The following is a 22,335-nucleotide window of genomic DNA, read 5'->3' on the forward strand; positions in this document are numbered from 1 at the left end:
GTTTTAAGACTAGAATACTCTCAAAATTAACCTCATTAACAATTATTCAATTCATTAATAAGTTTACTTTTGATAGAAATATTAACAACTTAAAAATTAGTATTATTTAAATGCACAACGGGTTAACATTATTATTAAAGGTTATTTTTTCTCTTTCTTGTTTACCTAATAACAACTTTCCTATTGGAGAAGAAACTGAAATTGCAAAATAATCAATATTAAAAGCAGAAATTTTACCTGCAGAAATGGATAAAAAGTAATTAGCAGAATTAGTTTCTATAACACTTCCTAAATGCGCAATTTTAGAAAATTTAGAAATATCAATTTTTGCTAAAATTTCTTTCATTTGATTTATTCCTGCCAATTGTTGACTTGCTTTTTCCATTTCTAATTGCAACATTGCTCTACCTGTTTCGTGCTTATCTCCAGCAGAATTTTTAGTTTCTGACTGCAATGCATTTTGATTGGATGAAATAACATCTTCCACATTTTGTAAACGTTTGTTTACAAATGCATCACATTGATTATATAACTCTTCTTTAAGATTCATTTTCTAAAGTAAATGCAAATGCCCCGTAATTTCCATGATGAGAAATTGAACATGAACTTGTTAATAATTTTTCTTGATGAAAATACAATGGTGCACCAACAGAAGATTTTCTTTGTACTATTTCTTCGGATAAAACTCCTGTTTTTTCTGCAAGTCTTAATTTTATGTCTTTATCTACGGTTTTGAGAGAACCTATTCCTGAAAAAACCCTAATAGTATCATTATCTTCAACCAAAATATCTTCTGCAAGTGTGTGAATATAAAATGTGCTAAAATGAGTTGATGTATAAAATTTGTTCTCTTCAAAAGTTACAATTCCCTCCTCTTCTTCTGTTAAAGTACATTCAAATTTCTGAGGAGCAAAAAAACGTTTTTCATTCGTTTGAGTATAGCATTTATACGCAGCTTCTTTCATGCTCCAAAATAACCAAACTTTTAAAAAAGGATCTTTAGAGCCTCTAATTTGTTCTTGTTCTTTTTTAGTAAATTGTTTCTCTAAAAAACCTTCTCTTTGCCAATTACTTTGGATTTCTGCAAGGTTTAAATCAACAATGTCATTCCCAATCATTATGCCTTCATTTTTATTTGAATAATTGCTATAGTTGCTTTTACAGAGAGCATTTTTTCCATAGAATCATTATCTATTTCAATGTTAAATTCGTCCTCTACATCTAAAATAATATCTACTAAATTTGCCGAATTTATCTCTAAATCGTTAATAAAATCTGTTTCTTCAGACATATTTTTAAAACCTTCCTCATTTTGAACATAAGGTTTTACAATGGTTGTTAGTTTTAATATTATTTTTTCTTTTGTCATTTTATTTTGAATATTTTTTAAATATAACACACCCATTTACATCGCCAAAACCAAAACTTGCTTTTGCTAAAATAGTAATGTTTTTCTCAATCATTTTGGTTGGAATTTTATCTGTAGAAATCAACTCTGCTATTTCTGGATGAACATCTTCACAATTAATATTTGGAAACACAAATTGTTCTTTAATTTGTATAACAGAAGCCACAGATTCTATTGCTCCTGCTGCTGCTAAACAATGCCCAACCATCGATTTTAAAGAATTTATAGTTGGAAAATTGTCTCCTTTTCTACCTAAAGCTTTTGTCCAATTTTTTATTTCTAAAGCATCTTTTGAGGTTGCAGTTAAATGTCCGTTTATTACATCAATTTTATCCGCAGAAATATTTGCATCTAAAATTGCATCAGTAATACATTTTTGAACCGCTTCAGCATTTGGTGCTGTTAAAGTTCCTCCATTTCGTTGTCCGCCAGAATTAATATTTCCACCCAAAACTTCGGCATAAATAGTAGCTTTTCTATTTAAAGCACTTTCTAAAGATTCTAAAACCAAAGCTCCTGCGCCACTTCCTGGAACAAACCCTGAAGCAGTTTCACTCATTGGTCTCGAGCCTTTTTCTGGGGCTTCATTGTGCTTGTAAGACATTACTCTCATCGCGTCAAAACCACCCCAAGTATACAAACTACTATCACTTGAACTACCAACCAACATTCGTTTTGCTTTTCCGTTTTTAATGCGTTCAAAACCTAATAATAAAGCTTCTGTTCCTGTTGTACACGCAGATGAATTTGTAGTCACTTGATTTCCTAAACCTAAAATTCCGCCTAAATAAGCAGAAATTCCACTTGCCATCGTTTGTACTACAGAAGTGCTTCCTAAACGTCTTACTTTTTGATCGTCTATTTTATAAATTGCTTCTCTAAACTTCTCAATTCCTGAAGTTCCTGTTCCGAAAATTAAACCAGAATCATAATCTAATTTTGAGTTTTTATCTACAGAAAAACCTGCATCTTTCCAGGCATCTATTCCTGCCATACAACCGTACAAAATAGAAGTACTATTGAATCCTCGTAATTGTAATGGTGTTAAATATTCTAGTTTTTTTTCTTCAGAAACTTCAGGAACACCTCCAATACAGCAAGAAAACCCTTTGTCTTTTAAGTTTTGATGAAAAGTAATTCCTGAAGTTCCTGTTTTTATCGCATTTGTAAATTCTTGCAATCCCACGCCATTTGGCGCTACAACTCCTAAACCTGTAATTACGACTCTGTTTTTCATCTTATTTTGCGATTATCATTCCTGAAATAACTCCTCTGCAAATCAATTCATTTTTCTCATTCATCAGTTTTACAGCACATTTTAACTTATTAAATCTAAAATATTCTTTCTCTGAAATTACGGTTACTTTTTCTCCAGGATAGACGGGTAAAAAGAAATCAACTTGATTAGACGTTAATGCTATTTTTGGTTTTTTTTCTTCGGATGATATTTCGTCTTTCAATAAAAATATTCCTAAACAAACAACACCAATTTGCGCCATGGTTTCTGTTAAAATAACGCCAGGTGTAATTGGGTTTTCTTTAAAATGACCTTCATAAAAAAACTCGTTTTCTTTGAATGTGTAATTTCCTATAACTCCATTTTCTGAAATTTCTGTAAGTTCATCAACAAACAAAAATGGTTTTTTGTATGGAAGATATTTTATAATTTCTTTTTTATTCATATTTAAAAAATTACCATTCCAACAAAATTCTCTGTGCAGAAAAACCAGGACCAAAACTCAACATTAAACCTCTTTCTCCTTTTGCAAGATTTCTATCCATAAATCGTTCTAAAACATATAAAACTGTTGCACTAGACATGTTTCCATATAAACGTAAAACTTCTTTTGTGTCGTCTATATTTTTACCTAAAACACCAAATAAATCTTCTACTGTTTGTACTATTTTCTTTCCTCCAGGATGAAAAATTAAATGATCTACATCTTCAATTGTTAAATTATTTCTTTCTAAAAATGGATGTACAATTGCTGGAAAATGATCTGATATTTTCTTCGGAACTTCTTTGTCTAAAATCATTTGCAAACCTGTGTTTACCACTTTAAAACCCATCATAGATGTTGCATCATAAAAATGATACATCGCTTCATCAATAATTTCTGGGCCTTTATCTTTTTCATATGAAGACAAAATAACTGCTGATGCTCCATCACCAAAAATAGCAGCACTTACAATGTTAGTCATCGAATAATCTTCTAATTGAAACGTTGCTGTAGGTGCTTCAACTGCAATTACAACTGCTCTTTTATTCGGGTTCGCCTTCAAGAAATTCTTCGCATAAATAATGCCCGAAACTCCTGCTGCACAACCCATTTCTGTAACAGGCAAACGCACAATATCTTGTTTCATTTGCAAAGAATTAATCAAATATGCATCCATTGAAGGAATCATAATTCCTGTACAACTTACTGTAATAATATAGTCAATATCAGTAGCTTTTAAATTTGCTTTATCTAATGATTTTTTTAATGATTTTTCTGCTAATTTTACAACTTCTCTTGCGTAAATATCATTTTTTTCTTCAAAAGTAGTCGCTGTAAAAACTTCTTCAGGGTCCATAATTGAATAACGTTTATCTACTGCTGCACCTTCAAAAAGTTTAATAACTTTTCTTTGAAAACGCGACTCTTGATCTTGCATCCATAATTTTACAAACGGAATAATATCCTTTGTTTCTCTATGGTATTTGGGAAGTTGTTTTGCAACCGATGTTATTTTTACTGCCATTTATTTTTGAATTATCCATTGAAAACGAAATGCCCATTTCCAAGATATTTGTGGTTTTACTTTTAATTTTTGAGAGATTTTAATTAAATCTTCTCTTTTAAAACCTCTTAAAACAGAAATTAATCCGTCATTAATAATCATTTTATTTTTTATAAAAACAGACAACAACATAAATAAATAATACGCCAATTTATGTCTGTGTAAATCGTTGACAACAATTCCTATTTTGGTTTGTTTTAAAGTATCTGATAAAAAAGAAACCAACTGTTCTTGTTTAAAATGATGAAAAAATAAGGTTGCTAAAACCACGTCAAATTCTCTGCTTTTAAAATCATCAGAAAAAATATCTTCCGTTTTAAAACTTAATTCAGGAAATTCAGTTGATAATTCATTTGCATATTCAATTGCTGTTGAATTTGCATCTAGTCCAATCAACTTAATTTTATACCCCTTCTTTCTTCCGAATTTAGCTACATCTCGCAAAATATCTCCGTGTCCACAACCAATATCAACAATGGTTAGTTCTTGCTCTTTTGGATGGTTTTTTAGCACTTTTTTTAATGAATTTACAGTAACTAAATTACCACCTAACCAACGATTGATATTTTCTAATTTATCTAAAACATCGCGCAGTAAATTGCCTCCAATAGAGAAATCGTCCATCATTTCTTCTTTGTCAGATCTTTTAGATGTATCTACTAAAAAGGGCATTATACTTTCATTGGTTTTCCATGGGTTTGTTTGATAATTATTGGCAATAAAAAAGGCAATTTCTTCAAAATTTGTAATAAAATTGATGCAATTCTATCTTTTCGAAACAACATTGCAATAAAATGACCAGCTTTTAAACGGAAACTAAATTTTCTATTCCATTGTCTAATATATTGCTTTTCGAGTTTATTTCTTGACTCTATTTTGTCATTCAGGTAATTTAGAATCAATTTAGAAGCTAGTTGCGCAGATTGAATCGCCATACTCATTCCGTTTCCGCAAAGCGGATGAATCATTCCTGCAGAATCGCCACACATTAAAATATGATTTTCTACTAGTTTTTTAGTTTCAAAAGAAATCTGACTAATCGTTAATGGTTTTTCAAAAATAACTTCAGAATTATTAAATATTTCTTTTAAAAATTTATTTTTAAAAACAACTTGTTCTTGAAAATCATCAATATTTTTATACTTTTTAAAGGATGAATAATTAGTGATATAACACAAATTAATTGCATTATTTTCTACTTTAGAAACACCACAATAGCCTCCTTTAAAATTATGAAGCGCTACTAAATCTTCTTGAAAATTTCCTTTTACGTGAATTTTCACTCCTAAATAGGGTGATTTTTTTTTAATGAAATCACGTTCCATTTTTACATCTAATAAAGAACGTTTTCCAAAAGCACCAATTGCAATTTTGGAAATGAAAATTTTGTTTTCTTTAGTTTCAACTAAAAAAATATCATTTTTAAATTCTACATCTATAACGGAATCTTGTAAAATTACAACGCCATTTTCTTTTGATTTCTCTGATAAAACAAAATCTAATTGATAACGTGAGATTCCAAATCCGCCCAAAGGTAATTTTGCAGAAATGATTTTATTTTTTGTGGTTGATAATTGGAATTCTTTGATTTTTACAGCTCCAAAATCAAACAGATTCACATCTAAAAAAGTTAAATAAGGCAATACTTCATTGGAAATATATTCACCGCAAATTTTATGTTTCGGATATTCATTTTTTTCGATTAGTAAAACCTTTTTATCAAATTTTGATAAATGAATTGCATTACACAAACCCGCCAAACCTCCACCAATAATGATTACGTCGAAATTGGCAGTATGGTTTGTCATTTTAATTTATTAATTCTGCTAATTCTTTACCAACTAAACTACCAATTGCAACGCCCATTCCACCTAAACGAACTCCGCAAAAAATATTGTTAGACAATTGTTTAACAATTGCTTTTTTCTGATTTCCAACTCCCATAATTCCACTCCATCTATAATCAATTTCAAAACTAGTATTAGGTAAAATCGTTTCTTTTAAAATTCTTTCTAATTCCTTTTGAATGATTTCTGTCTCACCAAATTGCGTAGTTTCTTCAGTTTTAAAATCGAGGTTTCTTCCACCGCCAAACAAAATTCTATTATCAATATTTCTAAAATAATAATAGCCTTTATCTAAATGAAATGTTCCTTTAATATGTAAATTTTTAATTGGTTTTGTAATCAAAACTTGCGCTCTAGCAGGTTGTACTTTTTCATTTAGTAATTTATTTGCAAAACCATTCGTTGCAATCAATAACTTATTAGTGTAAAAACCTAATCTGTTGGTTTTTACATTTATTTTATCACTTGTTTCGGTAAAGTTTTCAACAGAGATATTATTCAAAATTTTAACTCCAAGTTTTTGAACTTTATTCAATAACTCAAAAGCCATTTTTCCTGTATCAATTTGCCCTTCAAAATTGTTTACAATATACTTTTGATGTACTTTTTGAAATCCAAAAATATTCTCTGAAACCGAAAAAACATCCGTTTTAAAAATTGGTTTCAAAAGTGAATTTATTTTGTCTTTTTTAGAAATACATTTCTCAAAAAAATCTTCAGTATCACACAATTCAAAACCTTTATTTTGCTGAAAATCGATGTTTTTATCACCTAAATTTTTACGTAGTAATTCTAAACCTTTCCAACGTTTATTTACTAAATTATAAACTTCTTCTTCTGAATGTGAATTTAAATCATCTATCAATTCAGACAAACTTCCAAAACAAGCAAAACCAGCATTTTTTGTGCTTGCTCCTTGAGGTAACATTCCTTTTTCGAGAATTAAAATTTTTGCTTTTGGGTGTTTTTCCTTAAGCTCTAAAGCACAATTTAAGCCAACAATTCCGCTACCAACAATTGTAAAATCGATGTTGGTAAACCATTCTTTTAATTCCCAATAACTGTAATTCATTTATAATTGTTTTTCAAAACAAACACTGTTTTCCATTCCTTTGTATTGTCCGTAATTTGGAATGACATTATACTTACATTTTTTATAAAAATTTACGGCTTCAATTTGTCTTTTCCCTGTTTCTAAAACACATTTTTTATAGCCTAATTCTTTTGCCCAAATTTCTAATTCTGTTAGAATATTTTGCGCAATTCCGCTTCCTCTTTTTTCTTCTGAAACAAACATTCTTTTTACTTCAACTGAAGCGTTATCAAACTTTTTAATAGCACCACAACCAACTGCAATTTCATCAATATAAAAGACAACCACGTTTTTTAAAACATCTATATGATTAAACTGGTTATAAAAATCATGCTCATCGCCATCAGTAATTTTTAGATATGCATCTAATTGTTTTACCAAATTTTTAAAATCTTTATTTTCTGAATTTGTTCTAATAACCTTCAAATTGTAGTTTTAACTGAACCCAAACTGGTTCTTTTATAATTGTATTTAAATTACCAAAAGACAAACCTAATAAACGAACAGAATTTGTTATTTTATCTTGATATAACAACTCTTTAACTACAGGAAAAAATTCACTTTTTTTCTGCATAAAGTTTTCTTTAGTTTTACTTCTTGTTTGCTGTGTAAAATCTGAATATTTAATTTTTAAGGTAATGGTTTTTCCTTTTGTATCAGATTTTATCATTCGCTTTTCTAATTCATCAGCAATTTTTTCTAATTTTTCTAGCATAAAAATTTCGGAAGAAATGTTTTCATTAAACGTTCTTTCTGCCGCCAAAGATTTTCGAATTCTGTTCGGTTTTACAGCAGAATTATTAATTCCTCTAACAATATTGTAATAATGTGTGCCAGATTTTCCAAACAGATTTATTAATTCTTCTACCGTTTTTTTCTTTAAATCATTCCCCACAAAAATGCCTAAATTATACATTTTTGCTGCGGTAACTTTACCAACACCATAAAATTTATTTACAGGTAATACTTCTAAAAACTGAATTACCTCATCTGGATGAACGGTTTTTTGTCCGTTTGGTTTATTAATGTCTGAAGCAACTTTTGCAATAAATTTATTAATAGAAATACCTGCAGAAGCTCTTAAACCTGTTTCATCATAAATTTTCTGACGGATTTCTTTTGCAATATCATTAGCAGACGGATTACCTTTCTTGTTTTCTGTAACGTCTAAATACGCTTCATCTAAAGAAAGAGGCTCTACCAAATCTGTATACTCGTAAAATATTTCTCTAACTTTTTTTGAAATTTTCTTATAACGAGCAAAATCTGTTTTAACAAAGATAAGATGAGGACACTTTTTTCGCGCCAAAACACCACTCATCGCAGATCTAACTCCAAATTTTCTAGCCTCATAACTTGCAGCAGAAATTACACCTCTTTTCTCTCCTCCACTAACAGCAATTGCTTTTCCTCTTAATTCTGGATTGTCTAATTCTGCCACAGATGCATAAAACGCATCCATATCTACATGAATTATTTTTCTGAAAGGTGGCAGCAATTCCATCTTTCGAATTTACGAAAAAGTTAGTATTTGTCATCGTGAGAAACGAAGCAATCTCAAAAGAATAAAACAAATTGCATAGTTCCTTGCAATAATTTCTACTTTAAAAAACCAATACAAAGCTGTGTTACTTCTTCTAATTCTTTAGACATGTTACCGTTTTTCCAAGGATGAGAAACGTTAAAAACATGATCTGCATTTTCTATAATTTCTATTTTACTTTCGGCATTCCAAGAATGGATTTTTTTGCCTTCATTTAAAGAAATTGAAGTGTCTTTATCTCCATGAATTATTAACTGCGGAATCTTTAAATTCTCTACAGCTTTTTGAATGTTTAATCGTTCTTCATTTTCTAAAAAATTTTCATGAAACTGATAAAAATGTGGCATTTGTTGTTTTGTTCTTCCGTTTAAAACATACTTTACACCTGTTTTTTTCCAGTTTTCTAAATCTGATATCGTAGAACTTCTTGAACCAAAATCACATACTGTAGCCAAAGTAATTACTTTTTTTACTCTTGTATCTTCGTTTGCTTTTAGTAATACAATTCCTCCACCTCTACTATGTCCAATAATAGAAATATCATTAATATCTATTTCATTATTAAATTTTTCTTCGTTACAAACCCAATCTAAAACACTCTCTAAATCATCTAATTCTTTTGTATAATTATTATTACCAAAGGCAACTAAATCTGGAAAATCTATGGGGTGTTCTGCTGTTCCGCCGTTGTAAGAAAAATTAAATTTGATAAAGTAAAAACCTGCTTTAGCAAATTGTTCTGCCATTAAATTCCAAGCGCCCCAATCTTTAAAGCCTTTGTAACCATGACAAAAAACAACTATTTTTTTAGGTTGATGAGTTTCTAGATAAAAAACGTCTGTTACAATTGGTTTTTGATGCTTCCCTCCAACAATAAAATTTTTTACATTTTTCATTTATTAATAATTAAAAGATAAATTTAAATAAAGTAAATACCCCAAATATCGCTGTAATAAAACTTAAAATTAAATTGATATTATTTGTTAAATTTCCTGTTTTTTTTCTGAATGTTAGCTGCGTATTTACCATATAAAAAAAGAATTAAATAGGCACCAATTACAGATCCTAAAACAAAAATAAAAGTTGAAGTTGTATCGAATTTTATTAAATTAAAAGCCATTAAAAACGCTACTATTCCACAGAAAAAAGGAATTGAAAACATGTTTAATGCCGATAAAATAATTCCTGAAAAAAAAGAGTGTTTCTTTTTATTATCAATTTCAACTTGTTTCTTTTCTTTCTTATTTTGTCCATAAAAAAAGATAGACAAAAAAAATAAAACTATGATTCCTACTTTTTCTAACAACTCTAAAAACATTGGGTTTTTAAATATATATTCAGTTAAATAAATAGAAAGAAATGCTTGAATAAAAACAACTAAGGAAACTCCTAAAGTAAATTGCTTAAAATCCTTTTTATTACCTCTTAAACTAATTTTTAAAGCAGTCATATTTAACACTCCCGGCGGAGTGTACCCTAAGAAAGAGAATAAAAAACCTATAAAGAAAATCGTAATCATGAATAATTGTTTGTTAACAAATAAGTCGAATTAAAATCAAAAAAATAACTTTATGAGTGTAAAAATAGCCACAAAACCCGTTAAAATAGAAAGAATTAGATTAATGTCTTTTGTTAATTTTCCTGTTTTTTCTTGAATGATTTTTGCATATTTTCCATATAATGATAAAATGTAAAAAGTTCCTATTGCAGAACCTAAAGTAAAAAGTAAAACTGATGTAAAATCAAAACTAAACTGGTTAAATGAATCTAGTAAAATTATTATTCCACTAAAAAAAGGAATTGCAAACATGTTTAAAAACGATAATGTTATTCCTGTTAAAAACGGGTTCTCTTCCTTTTTTTTAAGCTCTTTAAACTCAATTTTTCCTTTTTTAGATTCTCTATAAAAATAATACGATAAAAAGATAAAAATTACAATTCCTGCTTTTTCTAATGTTTCTAATATTGATGGATTTTCTGCTATGTAATTTGTTAAGACAACGGCAAAAATCACTTGTAGAATTACTACAAAAGAAGCACCTAAAGCGTATTTATTTGCTGCTTTTTTTCCTTTTTCTAGACTAAGTTTCAGTGCCGACATATTTAACATACTTGGCGTTATAGATCCTACAAAAGAGCAGAAAAATCCTAAGAAAAAAAGTGATAATAGAAACATTAACAAAATATAATTATTGGTAAAGATTACTTTTTAAAATAAGTTGTACAAAAAAACGCATCAAAAAATTTGATGCGTTTAAATAATTTAAACCTTAAATAAATTGCTTTTTATACTACACCTTGTGCTAACATTGCGTCTGCAACTTTTACAAAACCTGCAATATTTGCACCTTTAATATAATCTATAGTTCCGTCTTCTTGCTCTCCGTATTGCACACAAGAATCATGAATATCTTCCATAATAGTTTGTAGTTTTTCATCAACTTCTTTACGTGTCCAACTTAAACGTAATGAATTTTGACTCATCTCTAAACCAGAGGTTGCAACACCACCAGCATTAGATGCTTTTCCAGGAGCAAATAATATTTTTCCTTTTTGAAATTCATGAACCGCTTCTGGTGTAGATGGCATATTTGCGCCTTCAGAAACACACATACATCCGTTTTTAACCAATTCTTTTGCTTCATCTCCATTTAACTCATTTTGAGTTGCACATGGTAAAGCAATATCACAAGCAACAGACCAAGGTCTTTTACCTGAAACAAATTTTGCTGATGGATATTTTTCTGTGTATTCACTAATTCTTCCACGTTTTTCGTTTTTAATAAACATAACGTGTTTTAGTTTATCTGTATCTATTCCGTCTGCATCATAAATATACCCTTGAGAATCAGAAAGTGTTACCACTTTTGCACCTAATTCAATGGCTTTTTCTGCTGCATATTGTGCAACGTTTCCAGATCCAGAAATAACAACTGTTTTTCCTTTAAAAGAATCACCTTTACGTACTAGCATATTTTGAGCAAAATAAACGTTACCATAACCTGTTGCTTCTGGTCTAATTAAAGAACCACCCCAAGATGCACCTTTACCAGTTAAAACACCCGTAAATGTATTGTTTAGTTTTTTATACATACCAAACATAAAACCTATTTCGCGTCCTCCAACACCAATATCTCCTGCAGGAACATCTGTATTATGACCAATATGCCTAAATAATTCGCTCATAAAAGCGTGACAAAAACGCATAATTTCGTTGTCTGATTTTCCTTTTGGATCAAAATCTGAACCTCCTTTTCCTCCACCCATAGGTAAAGTTGTTAAAGAATTTTTAAACACTTGTTCAAAAGCTAAAAACTTTAAAATACTAGCATTTACTGTTGGATGAAAACGTAAACCACCTTTATATGGGCCAATTGCAGAATTCATTTGAACTCTATATCCTCTATTTACTTGAATTTCTCCATTATCATCTACCCAAGAAACACGAAAAGAAATTAATCTTTCTGGCTCCACCATTCTTAATAAGATATTTTTACCGTGGTAAATATCATGATTTACAATATAAGGAATTACAGTTTCTGCAACTTCTTGAACAGCTTGTAAAAATTCTGGCTCATGGTTATTTCTACTTTGAACCATTTCCATAAACTCTTTAATTTTTAACTCCATAATTTTCGGTATGATTTTTTACGAATTATATAAAATTTTAATAATACAAAGATAGTTAATTTCTGAATTAGCAAAATAAAAAATAATCTTTTTATTTTTTATTAAAACCCTTATTTCAATCGATTTCGAGAGACGTTACCCTTTTGTTTAAAAAAGCAATATAAAACTCTATAAAAAACACTAAATTTGCCCTTCAATTTTACCCGAAAATGTTAGATAAAGTAAAAGAACTTATTGGTGATGTGCAAGCTTTTAAAGCTACTACCAGAGATGAAGTAGAAACATTTAGAATTAAATATTTAGGAAGCAAAGGTTTACTAAAAGATTTGTTTGCAGAATTTAAAAATGTTGATGCAGCAATGCGTAAGGATTTTGGGCAAGCATTAAATAACTTAAAAAAATCTGCGGAAGGAAAAGTTTCTGAATTAACAGATGCTTTAGATAATGCTACAAGTCAGAAATCTTTTTATGGAGATTTAACACGCCCGTCAGAACCAATTAATTTAGGTTCTCGTCATCCAATTTCATTGGTTAAAAATCAAATTATAGAGGTTTTTAATAGAATTGGTTTTACGGTTTCTGAAGGTCCAGAAATTGAAGATGATTGGCATAACTTTACTGCATTGAACTTGCCTGAATATCATCCTGCAAGAGACATGCAGGACACGTTCTTTATTGAGCAAGACCCAGATATTTTATTAAGAACACATACTTCTTCTGTACAGGTACGTTACATGGAAGAAAATCAACCTCCAATAAGAACAATTTCTCCAGGAAGAGTTTTTAGAAATGAAGATATTTCTGCAAGAGCACATTGTATTTTTCATCAAGTTGAAGGTTTATATATAGATACTGATGTTTCTTTTGCAGATTTAAAACAAACGCTTTTATATTTTACAAAAGAAATGTTTGGTAAGTCTAAAATACGTTTACGTCCTTCTTATTTCCCATTTACAGAGCCAAGCGCAGAAGTAGATATTTATTGGGGTTTAGAAACTGAAACTGATTATAGAATTACAAAAGGTACTGGTTGGTTAGAAATTATGGGTTGTGGTATGGTAGATCCTAATGTATTGAAAAACGCAAACATAGACCCTACTAAATACTCTGGTTACGCATTTGGAATGGGAATAGAACGTATTGCGATGTTGTTATATCAAATACCAGATATTAGAATGTTTTATGAAAATGACAAACGTTTTTTAGAGCAATTTAAATCGGTTATATAATGAACTACTTTTCACAATTTTGGGACGAAGGAAGAGATGATGAATATTCTAGTTGGGGGAATTCTACTTGGTATTTTGAAACTAATGAAGAAAATGAAATTTTAAAACAAGTTACCGTTTATCAAAATGGAAAAGTTATAAAATATTGTAGACAAAACCCTAAAGATGAATTTGGAAATTTAGGTGATCACGCTTTAACCATTGAAGATTGTGATGGTAGTGTGATTGAAAAAGATGATTTCTATAATTTGTGGTCATAAAAAAATGAAAAGTAACTTTTTAATTTTATCTGCGTTTCTTATGATTTCTTGTGGTGTAAATTCAGAAAAAACAAAAACCGACTTTTTAAATAGTATTCAAGGTACTTGGACAGTTTCTAAAATAAAAAATATTACCAAAGAAAATCATACAAATCATCAAAAAACGCCATTTATAAAGTTTGATAAAGAAAAAGTAAGCGGAAACAATGGTTGTAATAATTACTTTTCTTCAATAAACGGTATTGATGCAAAATCAATAGAATTTTCGCCTTTTGGTGAAACTAGAATGATGTGTAGAGATATGAAAATTTCAGATACATTTGATTTGTACTTATCAAAAATTAAGACTTATTTTATTGATAAAAAAAGGTTAACACTCTTTAATTCTGAAGAGGAAAAGTTGTTAGTTTTTACAAAACCTTAAATAATTTTATTTTGAAGAAAGACATAAAAATACCAGAGGTTACAGGTGTAGAAATGGCAGCTGTTTATGAATATAATGATATTTATAAAACAGATGATTGGAATATTTACCTCATCAATAATAAAAGTGTTGAAATAGAAATGTTAGTGATTGTTTCTCAAGGTTTTTCTGAAACAAAAACAACTTCTTTATTACGAAAAAAATTAGACAAACTTCCGGCTAATTCTTTTGCTAAAATTGAGTTTATTCAACCAGAATTATTTAAATTAAACAATCGTTTTCAAGTTACTTTTTTTGAAGGAAATACGTTGTGTGAAAAAACCTTTTTATTTAAAGAAAACACTATTAAAGAAGGTACTTTACGTATGATTAATGAAATTAAGAAACGTGGGGTTTTAGCGAGTTAGATTAATCAAAATCTGCTTCTATCTTATTTATGTTTGCAATATCTCTGTTTAGGTATTTAATACTCACTTTTGGTGGAATTGAAATTTCTATACACGTTTCAGAAAACACTAAACTATCAGAAGATAATTTAGATTGAAAATCGTTTGACATCAACAGTGATTTTAATATCAATTTAAACATTTTCTTTTCTTTGTATTCTTCATACAAAGCATCAATTTCTTCTTTTTCTACTTCTTTAAATCTACTAAAATGTATTTCTACAGAAGGCGGAATTGAAACACCAACAATTAATCTGTTTGTTTTAAAACCTGCTTTTTCTAGAATAGGTAAAACATTAAAAACTTCTTTTACGTAATCAATAAATTTATTTTTAGTATTCGTTCCAAAATCCCCTATTTTAGAAAACCCAACTTTAAGTTGTTCTAAAATTTGATCTGCTCCATCACTAATTGTTTTCGATGTCTTTTTAATAATATTCTTTTCTTTCATAAAATTAATTTATCCTGTAAACCCAATAATCAAATACAAAATAACCGTAATTATACCACCAACCAAGGCATAAGGTAATTGAGTTTTTACATGATCTATATGGTCACTTGCAGAAGCCATAGAAGATATTATAGAAGTATCGGAAATTGGCGAACAATGATCTCCAAAAATTCCACCACCTAAAGTTGCAGCCACAACAATTGTAATATCTGCACCATGCATATTTGCCATTGGAATTGAAATTGCTAACATAATTGCAAATGTTCCCCAAGAAGTTCCTGTAGAAAATGCAATAAAAGAACTAATTATAAAAACAACTGCTGGTAATAATTCTGGCGACAACCATTCTTTGGTTGCATTTGCCACATAAATTCCGGTTTCTAATTCTTTACAAGCATCACCAATAGCAAAGGCTAACAACATTAACAAAGCCAAAGGCATTAATTCACTAATTCCTTTTAATGTTAAATTTACAGCTTCTTTTGGTTTCATAATTCCTTGAATGAAATACATAATCATAGCAACCAAAAGTGCCGTAATTACAGCGTATAAAACAGAGGATGAACCAGAGCCTTTACCTATTGCTTCTGAAACGTGATTTAAAAATGAAGTTGGTTCTTTTACAGAACTCCAACCGGTATAAATTAAGTTTATTGGCATCATACACACCATTACCAAAAGCGGCACAATCATATTATATGCTTTTGCTTCAATACCTTCTTTTGGTGGAAAAGATGTAATTTCATCAGAAACCATAGGTTTAGAACCTTCATTCATTAACAAACCTGTTTCTTTCGTTCTTTTTTCAGCTTTTTTCATTGGGCCAAAATCCTTTTTGGTAAGAATAACAATGAACAAAATTGCAATTGCTAATAATGGATAAAAGTTATATTTAATAGATGCAATCATTACATTAAATGGTTGGTCTATTCCTTGTGTTAACAACAAACCCATTATAAAAGCGCCCCAAGCATTAAAAGGAATTAAAATAGATGATGGCGCAGAACTTGAATCTGCTATATAAGCTAGTTTCTCTCTTGGTATTCCTAATTTATCGAAAATAGGTCTGTATAAAGTACCAACAGTTAAGGAACTGATACTTGTTTCAACAAATAACAATAAACCTGTTAGCGTTGCTAAAATTTGTACCATTACTCTACTATAACCAGTTTTTTTAGTCTCTAATTTTGTCAATTTTCTATTGATAATATTGATAAAACCTTCTACTCCTCTAGAATACTGAATGAAAATTAATAAAGCACCAACCAAAGCGCTAAACATTATTGTTCTTGTATTTCCTTTCGACTGAAAGACGTTTACCATCCCTTCAATCATTGCTAAAGTTCCAGCTAACGGATTCCATCCTTCAATAATCAACCAAGAAAACCAAATACCAAATAGTAAGGCAATATATACCTGCTTGGTTCTTAAGGCTAATATGATGGCAACAATTGGTGGTATTACTGAAAGAAATCCATATTCCATAAAAAACGTTTTTATTTTGTCTAAAGGTAACAATTTATTAAGCATTTTATAGACTGATATTTTGTAAATTGTGGACTTAAATAAAACGGTTATGTCAAAGTTTACCACTAAAATTACTACAAGACTTCAAAAATTTATTGAAGCTCAAAAAATATTCTTTGTAGCCACTGCGCCTAATTCTGGTAGAATAAATTTATCTCCTAAAGGAATGGATTCTTTTAGAGTGATAAATGAAAACCGTGTTTTATGGTTAAACGTTACAGGAAGTGGAAATGAAACTGCCGCACATTTATTAGAAAATGAACGCATAACAATTATGTTTTGTGCTTTTGAAGGAGCGCCAAGTATTTTACGCTTATACGGAAAAGGAAAAGAAATTAAACCATCAGATAAAGGTTGGAATGAAGTTATTTCTTTATTTCCAGAAACTCCTGGAACACGTCAAATATTTGATATTACTATCGAATCTACACAAATTTCTTGCGGAATGTCTATCCCTTTTTACGAATATAATGAAGAAAGAAATCAATTAAATGATTGGGCTATTGAGCAAGGAAAAGAAAAAATTGAGCAATATTGGAGAGAAAGAAATCAAACAAGTATTGATGGTTTACCAACCAAAATAGTAAGATAAAAAAAACAGCGTAAATCAATTTTATTCTGTAAACTAAAAAAGCCAAAACAATTGTTTTGGCTTTTTTATATTTATAATAATATTTTATTATTTAGTAACTATAATCTTCTGTGTTGCTTTCTTATTTCCTTGTTGAATACTTAACAAGTAAATTCCTGAAGAAACATTTTTTGTATCAACTTCTTTTGTAAAAGTTGTACTTACCGTTTTATTTACAGAGCTAATTACTTTTCTTCCTTGTAAATCAAATAAAATTATAATTACGTTTTCTGAAGTAGCATTGTTCAATTTTACATTTAAAATATCTTTAGCTGGGTTTGGCCAAAAAGAGACATTATTTAAAGCAAAATCTTCAATTGTTAATGTTTTTTCTTCAATTGTAATTGTTTGGTTTCCTAACCATCCTTGTCCTGCATTCATAACATCTACTTTAAATTCATCTGCAAAAGATCCTGTTTGGGTATTTACAAACGTAACTTTATTAGCATCAATATCTGCTTGGGTAAAAGTATCTCCTGCTTTTAAAGTTGTTCCATCTTTTTGAAGTTGACCTTTTTTTGGTTCAGCAACTAAAGTAAACACTTGTTGTTCTGGAGTTTCAGAGGCAGTTGTTGCTTCCATATTTGCAGTTGTAATAGTGTATGTTGAGTTTGCATCTAACTTAATTACTGAAGAAGTAAAAGTAGGAATGTTTGTATTTTCTACTGAAGCACAAATTGTAATTGAAGCAGAATTGATTTGTCCTCCATCAAATAAATCGAAATCATTTACTTCAAGAATCCAAGTTCCTTGAGACATTTTACCACCATAGCCACTTAAAGGATCTAATGGTTTAACGTTTCCTGAAACTACTGGACTTGATGTTCCACAGACTAATTCATCTGCATCATCATCAAAAGTTACATTGCTAATATTATCTAAATCATCACACACTTTAGATAATAAAATAGATTGTTTAGACCCGTTTGCTATTGGCTCTTTAATTTTTAAAGTTAAATCTTGTATATCAGTATGTGTAATATCTGTTGTTACTTTAATGCTATTTATTAACAAATTATCTGTAACTTCTATTGGAACATAAAAAGTTTCATTTGTAGAAAATGGAGTTCCTGATGCATTTGAGAAATCGGTTGCCGAGTATACATTTGTACAATCGGTTGCTCCTGTTTGAAAACTAAATATTGATGAGTATTCTCCTTCTCCACAATCGTTTTTAGGTTTTACTCTCCAATAATAAACAGTAGCACTTTTCAATGCTTCAATATCAAAACTTGTTCCTACTACATCACCTGTATATGCAATGTTATTAAAAGAAGGAGATTCTGAAACTTCAGCTTTATAGCTATTAGCATTTAGATTATTTTTCCAACGTAATCCTATTTTAGTAAAAGAGATTCCTTTTTGACCATTTGTTGGGTATTCTAGTTCTGATGGATTATTAGAAAAATCTGGGTGATAAACTACTACTCTTACCGTTCTTTTTTGAGTTTCGTTTCCATTATCACCAATAATCTCTATGTCATAAGGACCTGCTGGCACACTTAATAAGTTACCAAAAGTAACTGTAAAATTACCGTCTGCACTTAAAGATTGGGTAGAGAATGTTGTTGTCATTCCTGCTGGAGCACCAGTTGAAGTAAATTGAGTTGTACCAGCAACTGCTTGTCTGTATTCAAAATTAAATACAGCATCTTGGTCTGAACATAAACCTTTTTCTGAATTATCAGCTAAAAACGTAAACTCTCCAGAAATACCTGTAATAATTAAAGAAAACCTTTGATCTTCGTCTAAAGTTCCTTTATGAGTAACCGTAATAGTATATTCTCCAGAAGCGTTAGCAATATCTACTCTTTCAAAAGGATCTACTAAATTATCTCCTTTTTCATTACTATAGATTCCTGTTAACCTCCATGGTTTATATTCATTTGTTGTTTGTGTAACTCTAATATCTAAATCATTTACTAATGCAGCTGTTTGGTCATTTGCTGTTCCTTCATTAGCAACACCTGGTTTATCTGTCCAAGAGATTGAAGCTAATAACGGACTAAAACCATCCGATTTAACTTTAATTGAATACGTTCCTCCATTTGATAAAACTTCTTCAGATACCCAAGATTCAAAACCGTTTTTGGTAATTGTTTCTGCTGCAACTTTAGTATTCATTTGCCCCCAACCTGTGTGTGGATCTGGCCCTGTAATATCATTATCATCTGCAGTATGTAGAGCCAAACCTTTTAGAGTGGCTGCTCTCATAAAGTTACCGTTAGTTTCTTTGTAGTATTGTTGTAATAATAATAAAGAGCCCGCTACGTTTGGTGAAGCCATAGAGGTACCAGTTATAGTGTTGTAAGCATCATCTGCTTGTTGGTAAGAAGAATATAGGCCTGTACCGTTACCCATTAAATCGGGTTTAACTCTTAAATCATCTGTTGGTCCTTCAGAACTTCCAGAATTTCTAGTAACAGAAGCTAAAGTTCCGTCTGCATTTATATTTGCATCTTGCCCATTTGCAATTGTAAACCCGTTTTTAGAAGTTTTTCTTCCATTAATTTTATCAAAAGCATTGTTTCCTTCTAAAGGTTCTCCGTTTGCGGTATTATTAGCTCCGTCATTTCCAGCAGAATTTACTTGTAAATAGTAAGGAGCATTATACATTAAGTTATCCCAATCTCTTGCATCATCTGCGTAAGCACCAAATCTCCAGTCTGCAATATTATTTGCATTAAACCCGTAAGAATGATTAGAAATTAACATTCCGTTTGCAGCCGCTGCAGTTGCTTCTGCTAAATCATTGTTCCAGTCGCTTCCAATTCCCTTTGCTTGTGGTGCCATACCTTTTGCTGCAGGCTCAAAACCAGAAGAAATAATAGTACCCATTACATGGGCTGCATGAAAATTTAAATCTGTAGAATCATCTCCAATAGAAAATCTATCTTCACCACCTTCTCCATCATATTCTTGATGCGTAGTTCTTGCTAAACCACCATCCCAAACATAAGCTGTCATTCCTTGTCCTTCAATATTTAACCCTAGACCTCCATCTTTATGCAAAAAGTTTGCTCTTGTAGAGATAGCAGCATTAACATTATCTGTTTTATAATACAATGGTTTTCCTGCTTTAGAAATTCTCATTAATTCATAATAAGAACCATTTTCTGTATACTTAATTTTCCATCCTTTTTGAGTTGCTAATAAAATTGCTCTATTTTTTTCTTTAAAGAATTTTTTTTCAGATTTTTCTTTCAGGTTCTCTAATTTTGATAAATCATATTGCTTAATTATCTCTAACTTCTCTTTAGCTGTTTGAGCAAAAATTGAAAAGGAAGTAAATAATAATATAAATAGGAGATTCTTGATATATTTATAGTTCATATTAATAAATTTTAACTTTTTTTGTATTTTGCTAACAAATATAGTCTTTTTGATAAATTTTCCATAAATTTTAACTTTTACAATGCAGAACTTCTCTTACTTAAATAGAAAAAATATTGCCAAAGAATTACAAAACAATGAATTTGATTTGCTAATTATTGGTGGTGGAATTACAGGTGCAGGAATTGCTTTAGATGCTGGATCGCGCGGTATGAAAGTAGCATTAATAGAAAAAAACGATTTTGCTTCTGGAACTTCTAGTAAATCTACCAAACTAATTCATGGTGGTTTACGTTACTTAAAACAATTCGATTTTTGGTTGGTAAAAGAAGTGGGTACAGAACGTGCAATTGTACATAAATTAGCGCCACACTTGGTGATTCCAGAAAAAATGATTTTACCATTAATAGATGGTGGAACTTATGGTTCTTGGTTAACTTCAATTGGGTTAAAAGTTTACGACATTTTAGCTTCCGTAGAAGGCGAAGACAAACGTAGAATGCTAGATAAAGAGGAGGCTTTAGAAAAAGAACCTTTATTACCAAAAAGTATTTTAAATGGCGCAGGTTATTATGCAGAATACAGAACAGACGACGCTCGTTTAACTTTAGAGGTTCTAAAAACTGCTTTAGAATACAATGCAAAAATTATTAATTATACAGAAGCAACCCAATTTATTTATGAAGATGAAAGAGTTGCTGGTGCAATAGTAAAAGATAATTTTACAAATGAATCTTTTGATATTAAAGCAAAGTATGTTGTAAACGCAACCGGACCTTGGGTAGATAACTTGCGACAAACAAATCACTCGAAAACAGGCAAGCGTTTACACTTAACAAAAGGAGTTCATTTAGTGGTTGCTCATGAAAAATTACCGGTAAAACAATCTGTTTATTTTGATGTGCCAGATGGTAGAATGATGTTTGCAATTCCGCGTGGAAAGGTTACTTATTTTGGAACAACAGATACCAATTATCAACAAGATAAAGACAATGTAGACACAAGTTTAGTAGATGCAATGTATTTAATATCTGCTGTAAACAATATGTTTCCAAATATTAATATTTCTTTAGATGATATTCAATCTTCTTGGGCTGGTTTGCGTCCGTTAATTCACGAAGAAGGAAAATCTGCTTCAGAATTATCTAGAAAAGATGAAATTTTTGTTTCGGATACAGAACTTATTTCTATTGCTGGTGGAAAGTTAACTGGTTATAGAAAAATGGCAGAACGTATTGTAGATTTAGTTGCTAAAAAATACGAAAGAAGATTCGATAAAGAGTTTGAAGAAATTAAAACAAAAGAAATTGTACTCTCTGGTGGAACTTTTAAAAACTCTAACGAGGTAGAAAGTTATATTGATGCCATTCATAATAGAATTTCTGAAGTAGATTTTGATGAAAAAGATGCAAAGTATTTGGTTTATAATTATGGAAAACAAACAGATATTATTTTGCAAAAATTTGATGATTTAATACACGATAACATGCAAGAAAAACTAATTAAGGCTGAAGTTTGGTTTACTATAAATTATGAAATGACTTGTACGCCCACAGATTTCTTTATGCGCAGAACTGGACGTTTATTTTTTGACAAGCCAAGTGTTGACTTATATAAAGATTATGTTTTAGTATTATTTAAAACAGCCTTTTCTTGGGATGAAGAAACGACTAAAAATAAAGAAAAAGAACTAGAAAAATATTTAAAAATTGCTACAACTTTTGAGTAG

The 22,335-nt window shown here is 30.0% G+C and carries 24 protein-coding genes and 1 pseudogene; 7 read left to right on the forward strand and 18 right to left on the reverse strand.

All coding sequences use genetic code 11. The features are described 5' to 3' along the window. A pseudogene (locus tag V3V28_RS00380) lies at nt 1-110 on the forward strand (IS982 family transposase); the annotation flags it as partial. Here the strand turns inward: V3V28_RS00380 and V3V28_RS00385 are convergent. The 15 genes from V3V28_RS00385 to gdhA all read right to left on the reverse strand — a co-directional run bounded on the left by V3V28_RS00385 (nt 107) and on the right by gdhA (nt 12,305). Beyond that, a complete protein-coding gene (locus tag V3V28_RS00385; RefSeq protein ID WP_331363036.1) occupies nt 107-550 on the reverse strand; it encodes a 3-oxoacyl-ACP synthase in 444 nt (147 codons plus the stop codon). The pseudogene V3V28_RS00380 and the gene V3V28_RS00385 sit on opposite strands and share 4 nt — an antisense overlap. Further along, nucleotides 540-1,118, reverse strand: a complete 579-nt coding sequence (locus V3V28_RS00390; RefSeq protein WP_331363037.1) for a 4'-phosphopantetheinyl transferase family protein — start codon at nt 1,116-1,118, stop codon at nt 540-542. The genes V3V28_RS00385 and V3V28_RS00390 overlap by 11 nt, the downstream gene beginning before the upstream one ends. Continuing rightward, nucleotides 1,118-1,369, reverse strand: coding sequence for an acyl carrier protein (locus tag V3V28_RS00395; protein WP_331363038.1), 252 nt, complete (start codon nt 1,367-1,369; stop codon nt 1,118-1,120). The genes V3V28_RS00390 and V3V28_RS00395 overlap by 1 nt, the downstream gene beginning before the upstream one ends. A 1-nt stretch (nt 1,370) precedes the next feature. Continuing rightward, nucleotides 1,371-2,645 (reverse strand): beta-ketoacyl-[acyl-carrier-protein] synthase family protein, encoded by a 1,275-nt coding sequence (locus V3V28_RS00400; protein WP_331363039.1) that lies wholly within the window; start codon nt 2,643-2,645, stop codon nt 1,371-1,373. Nucleotide 2,646: 1 nt separating this feature from the next. Then, a complete protein-coding gene (locus V3V28_RS00405; RefSeq protein ID WP_331363040.1) occupies nt 2,647-3,090 on the reverse strand; it encodes a 3-hydroxyacyl-ACP dehydratase FabZ family protein in 444 nt (147 codons plus the stop codon). Nucleotides 3,091-3,100: 10 nt separating this feature from the next. Then, a complete protein-coding gene (locus V3V28_RS00410; protein ID WP_331363041.1) occupies nt 3,101-4,153 on the reverse strand; it encodes a type III polyketide synthase in 1,053 nt (350 codons plus the stop codon). After that, the gene (locus tag V3V28_RS00415; protein WP_331363042.1) at nt 4,154-4,864 is read right to left on the reverse strand and encodes a methyltransferase domain-containing protein; all 711 of its coding nucleotides are present in this window, start codon (nt 4,862-4,864) and stop codon (nt 4,154-4,156) included. Then, entirely contained in the window at nt 4,864-6,000 is a 1,137-nt protein-coding gene (locus tag V3V28_RS00420; RefSeq protein ID WP_331363043.1) for an NAD(P)/FAD-dependent oxidoreductase, read from the reverse strand. The genes V3V28_RS00415 and V3V28_RS00420 overlap by 1 nt, the downstream gene beginning before the upstream one ends. A gap of 1 nt (nt 6,001) precedes the next feature. Continuing rightward, complete coding sequence (locus V3V28_RS00425) at nt 6,002-7,111, reverse strand: NAD(P)/FAD-dependent oxidoreductase (protein WP_331363044.1); 1,110 nt, start codon at nt 7,109-7,111, stop codon at nt 6,002-6,004. Further along, the gene (locus V3V28_RS00430) at nt 7,112-7,558 is read right to left on the reverse strand and encodes a GNAT family N-acetyltransferase (protein ID WP_331363045.1); all 447 of its coding nucleotides are present in this window, start codon (nt 7,556-7,558) and stop codon (nt 7,112-7,114) included. Then, nucleotides 7,545-8,636: a DNA polymerase IV gene (gene dinB / locus V3V28_RS00435; RefSeq protein ID WP_331363046.1), complete on the reverse strand. Its 1,092-nt coding sequence runs from the start codon at nt 8,634-8,636 to the stop codon at nt 7,545-7,547. Before dinB ends, V3V28_RS00430 begins: the two co-directional genes overlap by 14 nt. Nucleotides 8,637-8,731: 95 nt before the next feature. Further along, the gene (locus V3V28_RS00440; protein ID WP_331363047.1) at nt 8,732-9,571 is read right to left on the reverse strand and encodes an alpha/beta hydrolase family protein; all 840 of its coding nucleotides are present in this window, start codon (nt 9,569-9,571) and stop codon (nt 8,732-8,734) included. A gap of 80 nt (nt 9,572-9,651) precedes the next feature. Next, nucleotides 9,652-10,194 carry a LysE family transporter gene (locus V3V28_RS00445; RefSeq protein WP_331363048.1) on the reverse strand — a complete coding sequence of 181 codons (543 nt, stop codon included), beginning with the start codon at nt 10,192-10,194 and terminating at the stop codon, nt 9,652-9,654. A gap of 36 nt (nt 10,195-10,230) precedes the next feature. Next, nucleotides 10,231-10,851 (reverse strand): LysE family transporter, encoded by a 621-nt coding sequence (locus tag V3V28_RS00450; RefSeq protein WP_331363049.1) that lies wholly within the window; start codon nt 10,849-10,851, stop codon nt 10,231-10,233. A gap of 110 nt (nt 10,852-10,961) precedes the next feature. Beyond that, the gene (gene gdhA, locus V3V28_RS00455) at nt 10,962-12,305 is read right to left on the reverse strand and encodes an NADP-specific glutamate dehydrogenase (protein ID WP_331363050.1); all 1,344 of its coding nucleotides are present in this window, start codon (nt 12,303-12,305) and stop codon (nt 10,962-10,964) included. Nucleotides 12,306-12,514: 209 nt separating this feature from the next. Between gdhA and pheS the strand changes: the two genes are divergently transcribed. Genes pheS through V3V28_RS00475 form a run of 4 tightly spaced genes read left to right on the forward strand, consistent with a single transcriptional unit; the run spans nt 12,515 to nt 14,625 of the window. After that, a complete protein-coding gene (pheS, locus tag V3V28_RS00460; protein ID WP_331363051.1) occupies nt 12,515-13,534 on the forward strand; it encodes a phenylalanine--tRNA ligase subunit alpha in 1,020 nt (339 codons plus the stop codon). Beyond that, nucleotides 13,534-13,794, forward strand: coding sequence for a hypothetical protein (locus V3V28_RS00465; RefSeq protein WP_331363052.1), 261 nt, complete (start codon nt 13,534-13,536; stop codon nt 13,792-13,794). Before pheS ends, V3V28_RS00465 begins: the two co-directional genes overlap by 1 nt. Then, on the forward strand, nt 13,769-14,218 hold the full coding sequence (locus V3V28_RS00470; protein WP_331363053.1) for an META domain-containing protein: 450 nt from the start codon (nt 13,769-13,771) through the stop codon (nt 14,216-14,218). The genes V3V28_RS00465 and V3V28_RS00470 overlap by 26 nt, the downstream gene beginning before the upstream one ends. Nucleotides 14,219-14,229: 11 nt before the next feature. Next, nucleotides 14,230-14,625, forward strand: a complete 396-nt coding sequence (locus V3V28_RS00475; protein WP_331363054.1) for a hypothetical protein — start codon at nt 14,230-14,232, stop codon at nt 14,623-14,625. A gap of 1 nt (nt 14,626) precedes the next feature. Here the strand turns inward: V3V28_RS00475 and V3V28_RS00480 are convergent, their stop codons facing one another. Both V3V28_RS00480 and V3V28_RS00485 read right to left on the reverse strand, forming a co-directional pair. After that, nucleotides 14,627-15,115 (reverse strand): hypothetical protein, encoded by a 489-nt coding sequence (locus V3V28_RS00480; protein WP_331363055.1) that lies wholly within the window; start codon nt 15,113-15,115, stop codon nt 14,627-14,629. A gap of 9 nt (nt 15,116-15,124) precedes the next feature. Next, entirely contained in the window at nt 15,125-16,600 is a 1,476-nt protein-coding gene (locus tag V3V28_RS00485; protein WP_331363056.1) for a Na+/H+ antiporter NhaC family protein, read from the reverse strand. 91 nt (nt 16,601-16,691) lie between these two features. Between V3V28_RS00485 and V3V28_RS00490 the strand changes: the two genes are divergently transcribed. Then, nucleotides 16,692-17,234, forward strand: coding sequence for a pyridoxamine 5'-phosphate oxidase family protein (locus tag V3V28_RS00490; RefSeq protein WP_331363057.1), 543 nt, complete (start codon nt 16,692-16,694; stop codon nt 17,232-17,234). Nucleotides 17,235-17,321: 87 nt separating this feature from the next. On the opposite strand, the gene V3V28_RS00495 is transcribed toward V3V28_RS00490, so the two are convergent. Further along, nucleotides 17,322-20,606, reverse strand: coding sequence for a S8 family serine peptidase (locus V3V28_RS00495; protein ID WP_331363058.1), 3,285 nt, complete (start codon nt 20,604-20,606; stop codon nt 17,322-17,324). Between the two features lie 82 nt (nt 20,607-20,688). Between V3V28_RS00495 and V3V28_RS00500 the strand changes: the two genes are divergently transcribed. Then, nucleotides 20,689-22,335 (forward strand): glycerol-3-phosphate dehydrogenase/oxidase, encoded by a 1,647-nt coding sequence (locus V3V28_RS00500; protein WP_331363059.1) that lies wholly within the window; start codon nt 20,689-20,691, stop codon nt 22,333-22,335.

It is taken from the genome of Polaribacter sp. (assembly GCF_036480315.1).
In the GTDB taxonomy this organism is placed as follows: Bacteria; Bacteroidota; Bacteroidia; order Flavobacteriales; family Flavobacteriaceae; genus Polaribacter.